The sequence below is a fragment of the Pseudoalteromonas sp. CO348 genome (genome assembly GCF_004208845.1).
Classification (GTDB): domain Bacteria; phylum Pseudomonadota; class Gammaproteobacteria; order Enterobacterales; family Alteromonadaceae; genus Pseudoalteromonas; species Pseudoalteromonas maricaloris.
Genome location: NZ_SGPI01000011.1, coordinates 177,081 through 196,009, shown reverse-complemented (window position 1 = coordinate 196,009; position 18,929 = coordinate 177,081). Strand labels below are relative to the sequence as shown.

Below are 18,929 nucleotides of genomic sequence, written 5' to 3'. Positions count from 1 at the left end.
ACTCCTATGATTAAGGCGTTTAGGAACCTCTATGCACCCTGCTGTTGCCAGAGCTATCAAAAAATTAGTCGATAGTGGAAAGACTCCAACCGTCGCGCTAACAAAAAGCAAACTAACTCAAAGCGTCGCAATGCCAGACGTCATCTCAGGCATTGCTGCGTACAAACAAGACCCTACCTGTATTGATCACTTTCAAGAGGTTGAAGAGGTCGTCAAAGCAAGTTCACAAAGCCAATTAGATAGAATTGAAGCTAAGCTTGATAAGCTCATTGCCTTATTGGAGAAGTCGTAGTGTTTGTTGTCGACTTAACTTTTGATTGCTATGAGGAAACCACCTTAGATGCTGCCGAGCAGGCCATTAACCGTGTGGTCAACGCGCTTCGCTTTAATGGTCAAATCATTGGTGACGAATTTCCAACTGTACTTAAAGATGGCTATTTCGTCACTCGTGTGATGTGTCCAGAAGAAGACGCTTTACATCCATTAAACCATAGTCCTTTTGTGAAGTTTGCGATTGACCAGCTACAGCAATCAGGCTTGCTTGCACCTAAGGTCAAAGTTTTTGGGCAAGATATACATGCCAACAGCGCTGATGCCTGTCATGAACCGTCAAGCTACATTCTCTACACCACATACGTACACACTTGTAGTCCACTGTATTGTGGCGACGACTTTTTACCAGTGCCTTTATATAAAATCCCAGCTATTGCCAACGGTGATTATAAAGCACTGATCAAATGGAAAGAAGATTGGCAAGCCTGCGATCAAATACAGATCAATGGCGCGACTCGCTGCGAATTTGCTGCATTGGAAGAAATTTCCAGTACGAGTAGCGATTTGTTTAGACGTGGCATGGATTTGAGCAAACGTATTCGCTTTCTCACAAAAAAACCGGTTTACTATTATCTGTATCGTGTTGGCGGCGAAAACCTCGCCGCAGAAAAAGCAAGAAAATGCCCAAGCTGCCAGGGAGACTGGTTACTTGAAGAGCCTTGGTTCGGCCTTTTCGACTTTCGCTGCGAAACTTGCCAATTGGTCTCGAATATTTCGTGGGACTTTCAATAAGGAGCGCAAGCTCCTTTATATCAATTAGCTATATTGGGTAGTTGACTGTCAGTTTTTCCACAAACTCTGCGATAGAATCAGCCAAAACATGATGCTGCTTCTTACCGACAAACTCTAACCCAACTTGACCCGTAGCGATATCGACCGACACCAATAAGTCATCTGCTTCTGTTAAGCCAATAAACACGGTTTCAGGTTGTTTGAGCCTGCGCTTCATTAAAATATGGCCGGTGATATTTTGCTGCAAGCGCTCGAAGTCATCTTCGTTCCATACTTGCAGTAGCTCAATTTGCTTACCCTCTATGAATGCCACGATATTACCAGCGAAGAAGTCACCATACAGTCCGTTCAATCCGTCAGGAAATTGCGTTTCCAACGCTCTGGCTAAATCATTTAAATGTCCCGCTGGTGAGCGCTCTACCGCTAGCCATTTTATCTCGTTAAGCTTGTTTGGTTCACCCTGCTCACATGGGCTTGGCCAACTTTCATCATGCTCGGTACTCGGTAAATCTTTAAAGATCTGTTGATGATAATCTACATAGGCTTGATGCAAGCGCGCCATATTTACGGGCTGAGTCATATATAAAGCTCTCTTTATTTTTCTCACCTTGGGCTGAATACTTGTTTCGTTTAATTAAGCAAAATGCTATTAATCCCGAGGTAAACATTCGTTATAATGACCGCATTGTAACGAGATTTGAATTAACATGACAGACTACAGTAACTCGCCAGAGCTGCAATCTTCTGTGCTTGGTAAAACCACAGAATACGCCAGTGTTTATACTCCAAGCCTGCTGCACCCAATTGCACGTAAACTTAATCGTGACCAAATCAATGTTGATGAGTCCGCTTTACCATTCAAAGGTGAAGATACCTGGACAGGCTACGAACTGTCTTGGCTCAATAACAAAGGTAAACCTCAAGTTGCGGTTGCCACTTTTGTGTTTCCTTGCCAAAGCTCACATATCATTGAGTCAAAATCGTTCAAACTTTACTTGAATAGCTTTAACCAAAGTCGCTTTGATACGATGGAAACCGTGCGCCAAACGCTAGCTGCGGATCTTTCCACGGCATCAAATAGCCAAGTTAGCGTGATATTATTTGGCGCAGACGAATTCGATTGTATTCCTTTCTCGCGCCTCCCTGGTGAGTGTATCGACGAGCTGGATATTGAAGTTGATAGCTACACACCAAATAGTGACTTACTACAACTTGCCTCTGAGGATGTGGTTGACGAGACGCTTCACAGCCACTTACTCAAGTCAAATTGCTTGATCACCTCACAGCCAGACTGGGCAAGCGTGGTGATAAGTTACCGTGGTAAGCAAATCGACCGAGAAGCGCTGCTTAAGTACCTAATCTCATTCCGTGACCACAACGAGTTCCATGAGCAATGTGTGGAGCGTATTTACTGTGAGCTTTGGCGCACCTTTAACCCTGAAAAATTATCGGTTTATGCGCGCTATACTCGCCGCGGCGGGTTAGATATCAATCCATATCGTTCGAGTGAACAAGATCAAACTCCGTATACGGTAAGAACTAACCGACAGTAAAACGTAAAAAAGCCATGTTCTCACATGGCTTGGCTTTTTATCACATCTAAGTATTACTATTTAACCTGAGGTTTGGATAAGGAATGTTCCAACTCATTGTTGCTAAAGCAAAACTTAGTTTTTTCCTTGTCTAGCCAGAGAGTTTTAGGGAAAACACCGCTTCCGCGTCCTGCTCTCGCTAAGGTACCTACATCCTGTAGGCAAGGCGAATTTACGCACCAATAGCTGGCTATTGGAAGTGAATTCAACGCAGTTAGCGCTAAAACTAGCTGCTAGAAAGGCATTAATTATCCGCAGCTCAGGTTATTTATTCCCCTGTCGTGTCTTCCATTTCAACTGGGACGGGGACCGAACATATGTCGGTGTGATTTGGTGTATCAACAAACCAATCTCCCGCTCTATTTTTACGCGCAGCAATTAGCGACTCAAAAATCGGCGTATTTGTCTTTAGCCTTTTAAAAGAAGGTGCACCTTTTACATCAGCAAGTACCGTAACCCCTTTGATAACATTGAACGCTTGTCCCGCAACAGGTTTACGATCTAGGTGCTGAACATGCTCCATTCCCGATAATAACTGTCCAAACACGGTGGTGTTTTTGTCTAGGTATCGCTGCGGCGTCAACGTGATGTAAAACTCGGTACCACCACTATTAACATCGTTGATTCTGGCCATAGCAAACGAACCAACGCAGTGTGTCATCCAGGTTTTGGTTCCAGCTTCATTTTGTCCTACGGCAAAACCATTTAAAAATCCGGTACGTGGCGCGTAGCCGTCCACAGCATCTAGCGATGTGATCTTCAAGGTTGAATCCGAGTGATGATAAAACTCGGCGGCAATCGCCTTTTTTCCTTTTTGCGGCACTTTCTTGTCCAACATATCGCCGCCTTGGGCCACAAAGTTTTCCACAAACCGATACATACTCAAATTAGTGTAAAACCCCTCTCGCGCTAACGCTTTAATATTTGCCACATGATTAGGCGCAAGTTCAGGGTTAAGCGCGATATAGACCGGTCCTGTTTGTAATTCTATTTTAAGAATATTTTCAGGGTCCAGCTGCTGCCAGTCGCTGCTTTTGGCCTCAGCAACGACTTCCGATGGTGACTTTGTATAAGGTTTTGCTAAGACAGGGGATGTACTTATGGCAAGCGCAATAAGTAGTAAGGTTTTTTTCATTCTTATTTTCCTTGTTTATACCAATAAAATGGCACCTCCAACGGCGCACTGGGTGGCAGGTTTGGATTGTCTAATTCTATGACTGTTTTGTTTTTAAGATCTAGCTTTTCAAGACGAGCGGAAAAGTGTTTTAAGAATAACGCCTCAAATCGGCCATCTTGTAGTGCGCTTTTGAGGCCTTTCTCAATTTGGCTATGGAGCAACGGGTTGTCGTGAGAAACAAAAAAGTATACCGCCGAAGGGTAGTAAAACACCACGTGCTGATCTGCGACCAAGTCCGTGTCACTCAGTGCAGCTTCAATACTCACTAAATCGCTTGGCAACACATCAAAACGTTTTTTCAACAACATGTCGTAACCACTGTCTTCTTGTGAAAAAGAAGTCACACTGAGGCCATTACGCTCAAAAATCTGATGGTCTGGCCAATCTCTGCGTAAACCAAAAGTAACTCGGCGCAAGTCGCCAATATAGCGTACTCCACTCAGTAAGGCTTGATTATGTTTGTGCACTAAAGGAATGCGATAACCCAAAATCCCTTTCACTAGGGGAATGCGAATTGCGCTCGCGGCCTTTTCGCGCTGTGAGTTAGTCACTAACCAACTGACATCCAGCCCCCCTTTTTCTCCAAGTAAGCGCACCGCTCTGTCTTGAGAAGGAATACTTCTCACTGATACGAGCCTCGCTGACTCTACCTGGTATGACAAACTCAAAGTAAGCAGCTCTATAATGTACGGATCGGCACCTGCGCTGATTCTAATTTCCGTTGTTTCTTGTGCTTTGAGAGGAAATATCACAAAACCTAGAGCGAGCCAGAGCAGTTTCATTTGTCATCCCAATCAAACTTGTATAAGAAGTCTATACTGTTGTACAAACCGCTCGTGGCTTCAACATAAAACTTCGAAAAAACACGATAACGCAGCGCAATTTCATTGATAGACTCAAATACCCCAACCCGATAGCTGACCTGAACATTGGGGGTGATATAGCCAGACACCTCAACTTGTGTATCGTCACCACTGCCTTTTGCTGATAGGTTAACATCCGAAAGTCCAAGCGATTCCCCCGCCTTACTAAAGAATCCTTCACTGCGGTCAATTCCCTGTGAGAGTAAAAACTGTGTGAGTAGCGCGTTGTTAGAGGTTTCAGACTCCCCTAAAGGCTGACCGTTAAGTAGGTATGACAGTGCCTTGGCTTGGTCCATTGCTGGCTCTGAAAACACAGTCAAACGCGGCTTAGCAATATTGCCCGTGAGCTCAACACCGGCTATCACATCATTGGCGGTTGTCGCTGGATTTCGAATAGCTCGAATGTTCAAATAAGGTTTATCTAATGCACCATTGAAGCCAATTTGTCCTGTGCGGATCAACAAGTCTTGGCCAAATGCACGGTATTTCCCCTCTCGCAATTGCAACTCACCTGTTGCTAACATTGGCGACTCAACTTGCTTATCAATTTCGATTGCACCGGTAACAAAGCTATCTAGCCCAAGCGCCTTCACCCTAAAATTATCTTTAACGGTCAGTTTTAAATCTATTTCATGTTGAACTGGCACCGACATCTGCTTTTGCACCTTGGCATCAACAATGACTTCATCGTCGCTTGGCGAGGTGACTCCCTCAGGCAGAGATTCAATGTTTACTCGGCCAAACGGCACCACAACTTCTCCGAGTACACGCGCAATCTTATCTTTATAGGCAAGAGTTAAATCCGGGCTTGCGGTTAGTTCAATCTGCGAGTCTGGTTGCACATAAATATTTTCGCCCTTTATTTTGACTTCAGCAGAGAGCTCGGGCAACCAATAGGCTTCGCCGGTGAGTGCCACCTTGCCACCTTTAGCTGCAGTTAACTCAGCCTCTAGTTGAGCGGAAGTGGTATTAAAATCAAGATTGATATGACCTTTATCGATTTCAACAGGCAAAGAGTCAGAAGACATAAATAAGCGCTGAGCAGTTAGTTTACCGTTCACTTCAGGGGCTGCGAGGCTACCTGAGATATTTATATCCCCTAACACTTCCCCTTGCAGGTCAAAGCTTTGTTCCGTTACTCGGTTTAGTAGCGCTGACAACTTAGCCAGCTCAATTGACTCTATTTTTACATTACCAGCTAATTGGGGAGAGTGTTTATCTAGCGGCACACGCGTATCGCCACTGAACTTACCTAAGGTATCGGAGGTCATGCGCCAATCAGCGTGGATTTGCTTGTTATTGGTTTTTAATAACGCTTTAAATTCAGAAATTGAAAATGTTTGCCCATGAGTCGTAATGCCGGCATCAACAATGCTCAGCTCGCCATCGGCTCGCGTTACTTGGCCGTTTTGCCACGCAAGTTTAGCCATGGCCTGGGTTTCACCGGTTACTTTGAGCTCTGCTGGCAACCAAGTTTGTAGTTTAGCCAGTGCCAACTTTTCCAGTTTAACATCGGCTTGCCCTTGTGTGCCTTTTTGCTCGGCTGCAAAACACAAATCAGTATCATCCATCTGCCAACACTGCTTTGCAATGCGCTGGCTGACATCACTGATCACGATTGCGGCAGGATTTTGCAATGCAATTGTTTGCCCTTGAGAAGTTACCTCACCAGACGACAATTCTCCCTGCCAAGTTGACTGCTGCATCTTGCCATTGACTTCAAAGCTTGCAACCACTCGCTTATCACGAATATCCAATGTCGCGTTATGTTGCTGCTGGTTGCCTTTCACAGCTAAACGAATGTCTTCAACCATTTCAGAGTCAACAATCAAACGGTCTAGTGCCAGTTTAATTTGCCCAGTCACTTCATTGGCAATATCAACCGTGCCTTTCGTCGTTAAGCCATGTAGTGCTATATTCTGGTAACGCACAGAGTCAAACTTAATATCGGTCTGAATACTCGGCTTAAGGTGGTCGCCCTGAATAAAGATTTCACCACTGCCCTTTAAGTCGGCTGGAATAAGCGTATTTGCCGCCTGCTCAAACTGAAAGTCAATATCGAGATCTAACTGCTGACCAAGCTCACCGCTTACCGTCAGGCTATTTTTGCCATAATTCAGGCGTGCATGGCTAAACTCACCTAGTAGGCTCTCATCCACAACGACCTTAACATCCGCATCAAGCGGGGTCCCCGCTACTTTACCATCGAGCTTAAAGCGCTCAACATTAACCTGCCACTGCTCACCTCGACTGATAAAATCAAGCGCGAATTGCCCTGCCAGCATATCGTTTTCCGTCAGGCCAGCATCGTATTGTACTAGCTCTAACAATCTATCGACTGGTAGCTGAGAAAAGTCCCCGCTCACTTTACCCTTCAGCCCTTGCGACCAGTTCACTTGTCCTGCTATTTGCGCTTGCGCCTTTTCTAGCTGAAACTTTGCTTTAGCTAATGTAAACGCTTGTAGTCCACCTAGCCCTTCAAGTGTCGCGGTAACATCACCAAACTGCACAGTATTAACAGCGAATGAGCCTGACAAATGGTATTTTGAGGCATCCCCGCTCAAGCCGAGTGTCGCACCTTTTAAAGTCGTGGGCTCTGAAGGAATAACTAATTTATCTATTTGACCCTGTAAATCAAAAGGCCAGTTTATCGCTGTCAAATCCGCATGGGCTTGCAGTTTTGCAAACGCCATTCCCTCGGTATTCAAAGTAAGCGTAAGATCGTGAGGGCGACCCGCCAGTGTTAAACTGGCTAACCCCTGTGGCGCACTCAAGGTTGACCTAAGATCAATCGTCCAGTCGTTAAGCAAGACTTCTGCCGCTGCTGATATAAACCATTCTTGATAGTTAAGCTGAACCTGCTCCACGTCCACATTTTCATCCACTACAACTTGAGAAAGCTTGATATTCTCAAGCGTCTGCTCATCTATCGCGAGGTTGTTAATCTTTAACTCGCCGAGCTCAGCGGTTAGCGGCAGGTCTATCTTAGGTAGTTGGAGTGGCGCTAATGCATTAAGTGGTGCTGGCGATTTTGCCGGCACTGGCTGAACGGTTGCCTTTGTGGTCAACTTTACGCTGTCTAACAGCAAAAATGGGATATTAAAATGTGAGCCAGAACCTGAAAGCTGCGTGTCTAAGCCTTGCAATTGCACTGTAATATCCGGCGTTTCCAACGAAAATTGCTGAACTTGTGCACGTTTTATTGCAATTGGCAGTGGTAACTCAACTTGGCTACTTTCCGTAGTTTCCGCTTCGCTGACACTTTTCTGCTTTTGTACAATCGCTATCTCTTTTGCGTCTAGCGCAATGCAAACGCTGGCACAGGTCAACCACTCAACAGTGACTTTGGTGTCTCTAAGGCGAATATCGATATCATCATTGTGATAACGCAACGTAAGATTGGCGCCAGATAATAAGCGCTTGTCTAAGCCATCGATTTCTAACCCTGAAACCGTTTTATTCGCTACCCAAACCAGCAACTGTTGCCCCGGCAAGGTAAAACATAAACAAACCAAAAGTAAAAATAGGCTAATAATGGCAGTAATGATTTTTATTCTTAAGCTTCTGAACTGCATTAGATTTCAGGTCCTATAACAATACTGAGACGGGTGCTTTTACTTTCTTTGGTCAACCCCCAAGCATGATCGAGCCGGATTGGACCAACGGGGGTTAAATAACGAAATCCAAACCCGGCTCCAACTTCCCAAGCGTCTGAGAAATCGTTCGTTGCAGTACCCGCATCAACAAACAAAGCTGCTCGCCAACTTGGGTGGAATTGATAGTTATATTCCACTGTGCCAGTGGCTAAATATCTGCCGCCAAGTATGCGCCCTTCGTCATCGCGAGGACCGATAGATTCATAGGCAAAACCACGGATACTTTGATCTCCCCCAGCAAGGAAACGATGGGTAAACGGAATTTGGTCAATATCCTTTGTCACGATCGCCCCTAAGTCTAAGCGACCAAAAAACAAGTGCTTGGTTTCAAAGCTTCTTAGCCATTCATTGTTCCATCTCACTTTCAACATATTTGCAGACGATAGTACAGAATCTGCTGCGGCTTCAATGGAGATCAGGCGCTCATTACCCCAATACGGTAGCGCGCCACCTTTACTTTCTTTCTTTAAGTAGCTAATGCCAGGGATCAACATTTCCGTGCGCTGCTTTTCACCTAACTGTTCCGTGGTTTCGTGTTCACGTTTCAAAAACGCCGTTCTCACCCACTCGTCATCCGTTAGCCATTGTCGCTGTACCTGTACGTTCCAAATCCGACTGTTGATCCCTTCCGTTACTTCATCCTGCACCTTATAACCGCCTAACACACGCCACAAATCGTCGTTAGGATTGTCTACTGGAATGGTATAACTGGCAGTGATATCTTGTTGCTTTTGCGACAGCCTCAGATTGGACTCAAAGGAATGGCCATCCTCGGTGATCCAAGGTTTAGTCCACTTTAAACGGGTTTTTGCACCCACATCATCACTGTAGCCAGCACCCACTTCAAAGCTATTTGCGGGTTTGTCTTCAACACTCACTCGAACTGGGATCTGATCGCTCGTCCGGTCCTTTAACAGCGGATAAACCTTTATTGCACTAAAATAAGGAGTGGCATTTAAAGACAGATTAAAATCGGACAAAAGGCTCGCTTCAAACGGCTGCCCTTTCGAAAATGGGCTTAGCGAACGTATATAGTTAGCCGCTTTGGTGTTTCCCTCTATAGCAAGGTCGCCAAATTGATAACGTTTACCAGTGTTGAGCAGCAGTCGCACGCCAGCATAGCGATTCGCTTTGTGAACAAGCAATTTGGACTCTTGCCATTGATAATCAAAATATCCAAGTTCTAGTAGCTCGCTTTCAAAGCGACTTTTCGTTGCCTGATAATCACTATGATTGACTTGCTTGCCAACTTGGATCGGTACATCTTTGATAAGCGAAACTAAATCCGCATTGTCCCTACCCGCACCCACAAGCTCAATATTAATATCTTTCCATTTCAGAGGTGCTTCAAGTTTGACTTCGGCTATAACGTTTTGCCCTTCTCCACTGAGTTGAATATCAAAATGATAATAACCTAAAGCATGCAAAGCGCGACGTATGTCCGCACGCACCTCTTTCATCACCCGAGGGACTTTTGGCTTGCCTTTGTAAGATTTTAAAAAACCAGTGATGTTGTCTTCTACATCGCCGTTTTCGACTTTGACTTCAATGTTGGAGATTTTTACTGATGCAGGACGAGACTCAGCACCTGCGTTAAACGAGGAAAAGCAGCACAAAAAAAGCGCTAGTGTTAAACAAGAGAAATACGGCTTCATTAAAATAAAACGACCTAAATATCGCGACTTATGGGCATCGATAACGCCATTGTGCTTGTGAAAATGGATACTGTAAAACGACTTTTCAGAGAAAGTGCAATTTTACTGAGCTTAAGCTGAACATAGGGTGTATTTTGTTGTAACGCAGTGGGTTTTATCGCACATTTATTTACATTCATCCTTTTTATTTTCTTGCAGATGACGGACAATAGCAGCAATTGAACCTGCAGAGTGAAATTATGCAATTCCCAAATGATGATAACGGTGAGCTTCTAGCTGAGATTGCCGCTGCTGGCGTTGATCTGACGCAAATGCAGAATATCGATTTTTATATTCTTTTCGAGCAAGCTGATGATGCTAAGCGTTTCATTGGCGCGATTGAGAAAGACGAATTAGCACCGAAAACCCAGTTACAACAATGTCCTGACACAGGCGTTTGGGAAGTGATCACCACGGTGACTATGGTCCCGATGCACGAGCTACTGAGTCAGACTGAGCAATACCTAGAAAGCATAGCCAATGGTTATGAAGGATATGGTGATGGCTGGGGCTTAATGGCCTCGGAAGAATAAACCGCCACAGAAAATCCGATTTTTATACAGAAAGGCTAACTTTTGTCAGCCTTTCTGTAGCTACCTTGATAATCAAACAACTTTTCAGAAACCTGCCAACCAAACTTCTTGTGTAATTTAGCAATCACGAAATCCGGTACAATCAAATCAGTATCTATCACTTCTTCAGCTGACTGCCATTTTGCAGGTGCCGACGTAGATTTTCGCCGCTTTGCAAATTGCTGGTGGAATATAAATAGACTCTTTTGATTAGAAAAGTCATAGACTTCACTACAACTTGCCCCATCCTCATCAAAGTAAGTAATTTTTAATTTATTGCCACTGAGCACTTCGCCACATAGTCCGCTGCAGCGTAGCACCATTGCATGTTTTAAATTCAGTGCTGCACGCAACTTATCATCTGGGTCTGCCATTATTCCGCCGCACTGATGGCATTGCCTTGCAGCAATATCATTTTCTGCACCGCATTGCTCACACTCTTTAAACTTAAAACGATAATCACATTGCTGTGAGTGACCTTCATCGTCTTCAAGCAATCCCTGACAGCGCCTGCCAAAATGCTCTATTAGCTTGCCTTGCTCGTCTACCTTGCCCCAGAAAATATTGGCAAAGCCACAACCTGGACACAGCACCTGTACGGGCTCATTGTCTGAATTTGGCTTTTTACTTCCCACTTCAGGTGCAAATAAGTCAAAATCATTGCCTGCATAATCAATGACAAAGCAATCTTCTTTGTTTTCGTCTAACCTAAGTCCTCTGCCTACAATCTGCTGATAGAGGCTCACGGACTCCGTGGGTCTCAAGATAGCGATAACATCAACATGGGGCGCGTCAAACCCGGTAGTCAGCACAGAAACATTCACTAAATACTTAATTTCTCTTTTTTTGAACTGGACGATAAGTGCATCTCTCTCGGCAGATTTGGTTTCACCCGTGATAAGCGCACTATATTGCTTAGGTAAGTAGCCGAGAATTTCTTTCGCATGCATAACCGTCGCGGCAAAAATCATTACTCCCGCCCTATTTTCACTGAGCGCCAGTAAATGAGTGATAATGCTCTTTGTTGCACGAGTTTGTGCTTGTAATAATGTATTCATATCAGATTCTGAATAACGTCCAAATGAATCTGTACTTAAACTAGAAAAATCATAATTCTCAACGGCAGGATCAATTTTATTAGGCGGCGTCAGATACGAATTTTTTATCATATATCTAAGTGGTAATTCGTAAATACACTTCTTAAATGGTGAATCAGCTTTTCCTCTAACAAAACCGTGGTAATGCTTATGATATATCCACCCCATCCCCAAACGATAAGGTGTTGCTGTTAAGCCTAGTAACTTTAGTTCAGGATTAAACTGAGCCAGCTGGTTTAAAATTTGCTGATACTGACTATTATCTTCCCCACTCACTCGGTGACATTCGTCAATGATAACTAATGAATAAAATTGATTGAGTTGTGATAAGTTTCGAGACAATGATTGCACACTGGCAAAAGTCACCTGGTGCTGTAACGACTTTTCTTTTAATCCAGCAGAAAAAATACTCGCTTGTAATCCATAGCTTTTATATTTTTGTGCATTTTGCTCTACGAGCTCTTTAACATGAGTCAATACTAATATTTTGTGCTTCGCAAGCCGTGCAAGCTCCGCGATCACTAGGCTTTTTCCGGCGCCTGTAGGTAACACAATGACAGCTGACTCGCTTGATTTGCGAAAGTGATTCAGCGTATTTTGTACCGCTTCTTGTTGGTAAGGTCTTAAAACGTAAATAAGCACCTCAGGATATAAATAATTAAGTCAAAAAAGGCGTATCCATAAGATACGCCTTTTATTTAGGCTATTTTAAAAAAGCTGTTCAATACCGAACAACTTTCATAATAAAGTCTTGTTAGATTAGATAATCATCTAGGTTAACACCTTGGAATACTTTAGGTGTTTTACCACGGCCAGTCCACTCAATTACTTCACCGTCTTTTTCAATACGGTATTTTGCTTTTACTTTAGAACGACGGTCAGCTGGCGTAGTGCCTACTAAATCATCAAGCGTAAGTCCTTTTTCTTTCAGCATAGCCAATACTTCTTCTTTAGCCTGCTGCTGTTCCTTTTGCTCGTCCAGTGCTTTTTGAATAAGCTCTAACGCTTTTTCCAAATCACCGTAGCTCGCATTTTTAATAAAAGACTTGATCTCACGCATTGATACTCTCTCAATTAAGCTTAGTTTTAATATTTATATTGAATACTATATTAAAATTAATAAAAAACAAATTGTATTCTATGAATTTTAGTTTTGTTACTAAAAAAGCGCCATAATGGCGCTTTTTTAGTTAGAATTAAGAAGATTTAATTACATTTTGTTTAAATCTTATTCAACTTTCCAATCAATTGTCGACCCAGCTTTAATTGGCACAACCGTCCCTTCACCTAATTTGTATGTATCAGGCACTTGCCAAGGAGACTTAGTCAGCGTAATGGTATCCGTATTGCGCGGTAAGTCATAAAAGTCCGGACCAAAGTGACTCGCAAAACCTTCTAACTTATCAAGTGCATTAGCATCTTCAAATGCCTCTGCATATAGCTCAATTGCGGCATGTGCAGTGTATGCACCGGCACAGCCACATGCAGCTTCTTTTTTATCTTTCGCATGAGGGGCTGAGTCTGTGCCCAAGAAGAATTTTTTACTTCCGCTTGTCGCCGCTTCAATTAACGCCTGTTGATGCGTATTACGCTTTAAGATAGGTAAGCAATAATAGTGAGGACGAATGCCACCAGCCAACATATGATTACGGTTATAAAGCAAATGATGAGCTGTGATAGTTGCAGCAACGTTGTCAGGCGCTTGATTAACAAAATCAACTGCGTCTTTTGTTGTGATATGTTCAAGTACAATTTTTAACGTTGGGAAGTTATCAACGACTTTGGCTAGTTTCGTCTCAAGGAATACTTTTTCTCTATCAAAGATATCAATAGAAGAGTCCGTCACTTCACCATGCACGAGTAGCAACATGCCAACCTCTTGCATCGCTTCGAGCGCTGGATATACATTTTCAATATCCGTTACACCCGATGCTGAGTTTGTCGTTGCACCAGCTGGATATAATTTAGCAGCAACAATATGACCAGTTGCTTTCGCTTTTTTGATTTCTTCAGGAGTCGTGTTATCGGTAAGATATAACACCATTAGAGGCTGAAAGTTACCTTGAGGATTAGCGGCCATAATGCGGTCACGATAAGCCAAAGCAGTCTCTGTACAAGTTGCTGGTGGTACAAGGTTTGGCATGATAATCGCGCGGCCCATGTAGCGACTAATATCTCTTACCGTGTCGACCAAGACATCACCATCACGTAGGTGCACATGCCAATCATCTGGTCGTGTAATCGTTAGCGTTTGTTTGCTCGTCATTGCTCTCTTCCACTGCTGAATTTGCCCGATCATAGGCTGCACATGGGTGTTAGTAAAGTTTTTCAGGCCAACCGCAGATTATTTCATTTTGTAAGTTTACTTTTAGCTCGTTTTCATTTTTCACAATATTGGTAAATATGTACATTTTAAGTTAACTTAGTAGCATCTTTTCATGAGAAATATGTATGCTATCTGAGAACCAAAAATTAGAATCAAAAACTGAGCAGCTTAGCATCATCAACCAGTTTTCGTCGTCGCTGCTGCATCTAACCAAACTTGACGAATTATTTGAATACGTTACGACACAGGTCGTTAATCGACTGGGGTTTGTCGATTGTGTTATCTATCTCGCTGATCCTTATCAAGAGTATCTAGAAGTCGCAGCAAGTATGGGCGTTTCCCATGCTAATGGGGATTATCGTGTTGAACAAACTAAGATAAAGATTGGTTCAGGTATTACCGGGCAAGTAGCAACGACTAGAGAGCCCTTTATTTCTGGAAACGTCGCCGCTCACCCTATGTACATTGCAGATTTACGTCCAGCCATGTCAGAACTTTGCGTACCTCTGGAGTATGATGGTTACTTAATCGGTGTGATTGACTGTGAGCATCCAGAGGCCGATTATTTTACCTCCGCGCATTTACAAATACTATCGACGGTCGCACATCTGCTCAGTGCCAAAATCCATCAGTTACGCACCTTAGAAAACCTCCAAACCACGATTGCCCAGTTACACCAAGCACAGAATTTAGAAAAGTCCCTGCTTAAAATTGCGAACATCACTTACCGCTTTGAGAACCTTGAGGCTTTTTATGATGACTTATATAAAATCATTGCCTCTCAGCTTTGCGCCGAGAACTTCTTTATCGGCCTTTACGATACTCAACAGGATATTTTAGAAATCGATTATTTGATTGAGGGAGGCGAAAAATGTAATGCACACCAAAAAGTATCAAAAGATCAGATTAAGCATACTGCATCCTACTATATTCTGAAGAACCAACGACCACTGCTGTGTGATAACGATCAATTTAGAATGCACATTACGCGGGGTGATTTTAAAATGGTGGGTCGCTCGCCACGCTCTTGGTTAGGCGTACCATTTTTGGTTAATGATCAATATCAGGGCGTGATTGTGCTGCAAAGCTATAACAACGACCAAGCTTTCGTGAATCATGATTTATCTATTTTGACTTATATAAGTCGTCAAGTCAGCATGGCCATAGACCGACAGCTTTCAAGGCAGGCGCTAGAACATAGAGCCTTGCACGACGATTTAACGGGTCTTGCCAATCGCTATTTATTGTTAGAGCGGATCAAACATGCCATTTTAAGACTAGCGCGAGTGGAGTCCTCTAATTTGCACTGCCTGATCTATCTCGATTTAGACAGATTTAAAAGCATTAATGACTCACTTGGCCACGATGTTGGCGACCATTTCTTGATTGCTATTGTCGAGATGATAAATGGCTGTATTCGCAAAACCGACACCTTTGCGCGGCTCGGGGGTGATGAGTTTGCGATTTTTATGGAAAATGTCCAAGACAGGCAACAAGTCACTCTGCTGCTTGATAGGATCACCACGGCTATAACCAAGCCCCTTCATATAGATGGTCATGTTCTGCAAGCTTCAGGCAGTATTGGCGTTGCGTTCACTGATAACGAGTCCGATAGCGCTATTAATTTACTGCAGCAAGCAGATGCTGCCATGTACGAAGCAAAATCTTCGGGTCGGGGTCAAGTCTGCTATTTTAATAATGCCATGCGCAAGCGCCTAAAACAGCAAGCAGATATTGAAAATGATCTGCAACATGGCATAAAAAACAATGAATTTGCGCTGTATTATCAACCGATATTTTCTCTCACGACTGGCGCTATTGTGAGCTTTGAAGCCCTCGTCCGTTGGTTTCACCCCAAAAACGGGCTTGTTTCTCCAGATGCTTTTATTCCAATTGCAGAGCAAACCGGACAGATCATTGAGCTTGACTTACATTTGTTGGAATTGGCTGCCAAACAACTCAAACGTTGGAAAGCGCAAAAGCTGCCGAAGACTCGTGTTACCGTAAATGTGTCATCGCGACATTTCGCAAGCTTAGAGTTCGTTGATACAATTCAGCAACTTTATCATCATTATGAGCTTACACCTGGCTCTTTATGTTTGGAAATCACAGAATCTGGATTGATAGCAAACCTCGCCCTCGCAACCAAAATTATTCAAGGATTAGAATCCCTTGGAGTGAAGCTTTATCTTGACGACTTTGGCACTGGTTACTCTGCTTTAGGTTATTTGCACCAGCTCCCCATTCATGTGCTTAAAATTGATAAGAGCTTTATTGACCAACTAACTGAAAGAGAAAACCCGCTAGTTGATGCGATTTTGAAACTTGCACAATCACTTAACCTGACCGTTGTCGCTGAAGGTATCGAGCTCGAAACCCAGTGGCAGCTATTAAAGCAAAAAGGTTGTCAGTTTGGCCAAGGTTATATTGTTTCTAAACCACTCGCCGCAGATCAAGCGATGGCATTTTTACTGAGTAGAAACTAGATACACTCGCCACATATTTCATTTTATATAAACAATGAAATATGTGGGCTGGTTTAGATTAACTTTCCCCTAATTCGCTTCTAAGCTCCTTGGTTGCTGTCACCATATTCTCAAGTGCAGCTCGGGTTTCTGGCCATGCTCGGGTTTTTAGCCCACAATCTGGATTCACCCATAATCTTTCTACTGGGATTTTCTTCGCTGCTTTGTGAATTAAGTCTTTTATCCATGCCACCTCAGGGACGTTTGGCGTGTGAATATCATACACACCAGGCCCGATGTCATTGGGGTAGTCAAAGTCTTCAAAGGCGTCGAGTAAGGTCATATTTGAACGTGACGTTTCAATTGTGATCACGTCCGCATCCATATCCGCTATGGCGGCGATAATATCGTTAAAATCCGAATAACACATATGCGTATGGATCTGTGTTTCGTCATTCACACCACTTGCTGATACCCTAAACGCATACGCCGCCCACGCTAAGTAGGTTTGCCACTGACTGGCTTTGAGTGGCATCCCCTCTCTAAAAGCAGGTTCATCGATTTGGATCACCTTAATCCCTGCATTTTGCAAATCTACCACTTCATCTCTCAGTGCTAATGCAATTTGATTCGCGATGCTCGGCTTGTCTAAGTCATCTCTGACAAACGACCAAAATAAAATAGTCACAGGTCCTGTTAGCATGCCCTTCATCGGTTTTTTGGTTAAGCTCTGTGCATAACTCGTCCAATTAACTGTCATTGGTGCCGCACGCGAGACATCCCCCCAAACCACAGGGGGCTTAACACAGCGCGAACCATAACTTTGCACCCAACCAAACTGAGTAAAGGCAAAACCTTCGAGTAATTCACCAAAGTACTCAACCATATCATTGCGCTCTGCTTCGCCATGAACCAGCACATCTAAGTTAAGCGCTTCTTGTTCTTCAACGGCATAACGGATCTCCGCTTCCATCTGGCTTTGATAAGCATCAGCACTCAACGTACCCGCTTTATAATCACGTCGCGCCTTACGAATAGCCTGGGTTTGTGGGAAGGAGCCTATCGTTGTGGTTGGCAATAAGGGTAAATTTAGCGACTGTGCTTGTTTTTTAATTCTGGTTGCGAATTCACTATTGCGTTGGCCGTCTTTTGCTGTAAGCGCTGAAACACGCTGCTGCACCTCATTATTATTCACGCGAGTAGAAGTTAAACGCGCTTTTACAGGCTTAGAATATTCGACCAACTGGGTAATATCACGCTGCTCCAATGCATTTTTCAATAATGCCAGCTCTTGCCCTTTTTGTTTGGCAAATGCGAGCCAAGACTTTAACTCACCATCAAGCTTTTGCTCTTGATCTAAGTCGACTGGCGTATGTAATAATGAGCATGAAGGAGCGAGCCAGAGATTATCACCGCGACGTTCATGAACCAGAGCAAGTTGCTGATATACACCTTCAAGATCCGAGCGCCAAATGTTACGACCATTCACAACCCCAAGAGACAGTACGCTATCTTGCCCAACTACTGTTTCTAACGCAGCCAAGTCGTAGTTTGCCGTTACACAGTCAAAATGCACGCCTTCTACGGGGTAAGACTGGATATCTTCAACATGCGCTTGTATGGAGTCAAAATAACTGGCCAACAACACTTTTACTCCTTGGCCGCTCAACGCATCAAAACTCCGGCGCAGCGCGTTGCGATAAGCATCGTCGATTTCCAATGCTAAAATAGGTTCATCAATTTGTACCCACTCAACGCCTTGCTCTGCAAGCTTGCCGAGTACCTGCTGATATACAATCAATAACTTATCTAATAAAGCCAATTTATCAAACTCTTGACCAACGCATTTAGCTAAGTAGAGATAGGTTACCGGGCCGACCAATACGGGCTTTGCTTGGTAGCCAAGTAATTGTGCTTCTTCTACTTGAGTAAACAACTCCGTCCAAGTCAGGGAGAATTCTTGCGTTTGTGTTAACTCAGGGACGATGTAATGATAATTGGTGTTGAACCATTTCGTCATTTCACTTGCGGCACACGCACAGCCGCTAGGTGCTCGACCTCTGCCCATCCTAAACAAAGTATCAAGATTTACCGACTCATCATTTTTGTGACGACTGGGAATAGCGCCGACAAGTAATGAAGTATTCAACACGTGATCATACCAAGCAAAATCGCCTACAGGGAGAAGGTCAACACCAGCGTCAGCTTGCAATGCCCAGTTTTCTGCACGAATGCGCTTTCCTTCCGCGATTAAGTCGACTTGCGTTAAGTCGCCTGACCAATAGCGTTCTACTGCAAATTTAAGTTCACGCTTTTTGCCTACGCGTGGAAAACCCAAGTTATGTGTTAATGCCATGATTTCAATTCCATCTAGATGTTTAGATGTCTGAAATATAATTCTCATGCTCAAAAACAACAATTG

General features: G+C 43.6%; 14 protein-coding genes. 5 read left to right on the top strand and 9 right to left on the bottom strand.

Translation table 11 applies throughout. The annotated features are described in order from the left end of the window. Positions 1–31: 31 nt before the first annotated feature. Positions 32–292: a hypothetical protein gene (locus EXT48_RS04480; RefSeq protein ID WP_010370912.1), complete on the top strand. Its 261-nt coding sequence runs from the start codon at positions 32–34 to the stop codon at positions 290–292. Next, positions 292–1,065 (top strand): Zn-ribbon-containing protein, encoded by a 774-nt coding sequence (locus tag EXT48_RS04475; RefSeq protein ID WP_039496912.1) that lies wholly within the window; start codon positions 292–294, stop codon positions 1,063–1,065. Before EXT48_RS04480 ends, EXT48_RS04475 begins: the two co-directional genes overlap by 1 nt. Before the next feature lie 28 nt (positions 1,066–1,093). Here EXT48_RS04475 and syd read toward each other — a convergent pair whose 3' ends face one another. Continuing rightward, positions 1,094–1,645 carry a SecY-interacting protein gene (syd, locus tag EXT48_RS04470; protein ID WP_130125976.1) on the bottom strand — a complete coding sequence of 184 codons (552 nt, stop codon included), beginning with the start codon at positions 1,643–1,645 and terminating at the stop codon, positions 1,094–1,096. Positions 1,646–1,772: 127 nt separating this feature from the next. On the opposite strand from syd, the gene queF reads away from it, so the two are divergent. Next, a complete protein-coding gene (queF, locus tag EXT48_RS04465) occupies positions 1,773–2,618 on the top strand; it encodes an NADPH-dependent 7-cyano-7-deazaguanine reductase QueF (protein ID WP_130163706.1) in 846 nt (281 codons plus the stop codon). Between the two features lie 307 nt (positions 2,619–2,925). Here queF and EXT48_RS04460 read toward each other — a convergent pair whose 3' ends face one another. From EXT48_RS04460 to EXT48_RS04445, 4 genes are read right to left on the bottom strand one after another with little or no spacing between them, the layout of a single operon-like run. Further along, a complete protein-coding gene (locus tag EXT48_RS04460) occupies positions 2,926–3,792 on the bottom strand; it encodes a peptidylprolyl isomerase (RefSeq protein ID WP_130163705.1) in 867 nt (288 codons plus the stop codon). Between the two features lie 2 nt (positions 3,793–3,794). Beyond that, on the bottom strand, positions 3,795–4,616 hold the full coding sequence (locus EXT48_RS04455) for a transporter substrate-binding domain-containing protein (RefSeq protein WP_130163704.1): 822 nt from the start codon (positions 4,614–4,616) through the stop codon (positions 3,795–3,797). Further along, positions 4,613–8,272 carry a translocation/assembly module TamB domain-containing protein gene (locus EXT48_RS04450; protein WP_130163703.1) on the bottom strand — a complete coding sequence of 1,220 codons (3,660 nt, stop codon included), beginning with the start codon at positions 8,270–8,272 and terminating at the stop codon, positions 4,613–4,615. Before EXT48_RS04450 ends, EXT48_RS04455 begins: the two co-directional genes overlap by 4 nt. Then, the gene (locus EXT48_RS04445; RefSeq protein WP_130163702.1) at positions 8,272–10,008 is read right to left on the bottom strand and encodes an autotransporter assembly complex family protein; all 1,737 of its coding nucleotides are present in this window, start codon (positions 10,006–10,008) and stop codon (positions 8,272–8,274) included. The genes EXT48_RS04450 and EXT48_RS04445 overlap by 1 nt, the downstream gene beginning before the upstream one ends. Positions 10,009–10,247: 239 nt before the next feature. Between EXT48_RS04445 and EXT48_RS04440 the strand changes: the two genes are divergently transcribed. Continuing rightward, positions 10,248–10,580, top strand: a complete 333-nt coding sequence (locus EXT48_RS04440; protein WP_039496902.1) for a ribonuclease E inhibitor RraB — start codon at positions 10,248–10,250, stop codon at positions 10,578–10,580. 35 nt (positions 10,581–10,615) lie between these two features. Here EXT48_RS04440 and EXT48_RS04435 read toward each other — a convergent pair whose 3' ends face one another. The 3 genes from EXT48_RS04435 to pyrC all read right to left on the bottom strand — a co-directional run bounded on the left by EXT48_RS04435 (position 10,616) and on the right by pyrC (position 13,982). Next, a complete protein-coding gene (locus EXT48_RS04435) occupies positions 10,616–12,358 on the bottom strand; it encodes a DEAD/DEAH box helicase family protein (RefSeq protein WP_130163701.1) in 1,743 nt (580 codons plus the stop codon). 112 nt (positions 12,359–12,470) lie between these two features. Further along, entirely contained in the window at positions 12,471–12,776 is a 306-nt protein-coding gene (locus EXT48_RS04430) for an H-NS family nucleoid-associated regulatory protein (RefSeq protein WP_010370885.1), read from the bottom strand. A gap of 168 nt (positions 12,777–12,944) precedes the next feature. Beyond that, positions 12,945–13,982 (bottom strand): dihydroorotase, encoded by a 1,038-nt coding sequence (gene pyrC / locus EXT48_RS04425; RefSeq protein ID WP_130163700.1) that lies wholly within the window; start codon positions 13,980–13,982, stop codon positions 12,945–12,947. A 185-nt stretch (positions 13,983–14,167) separates the two neighbouring features. On the opposite strand from pyrC, the gene EXT48_RS04420 reads away from it, so the two are divergent. After that, complete coding sequence (locus tag EXT48_RS04420) at positions 14,168–16,528, top strand: EAL domain-containing protein (protein ID WP_130163699.1); 2,361 nt, start codon at positions 14,168–14,170, stop codon at positions 16,526–16,528. 58 nt (positions 16,529–16,586) lie between these two features. Here EXT48_RS04420 and metE read toward each other — a convergent pair whose 3' ends face one another. Beyond that, positions 16,587–18,863, bottom strand: a complete 2,277-nt coding sequence (gene metE / locus EXT48_RS04415) for a 5-methyltetrahydropteroyltriglutamate--homocysteine S-methyltransferase (protein ID WP_130163698.1) — start codon at positions 18,861–18,863, stop codon at positions 16,587–16,589. Between the last annotated feature and the right edge of the window lie 66 nt (positions 18,864–18,929).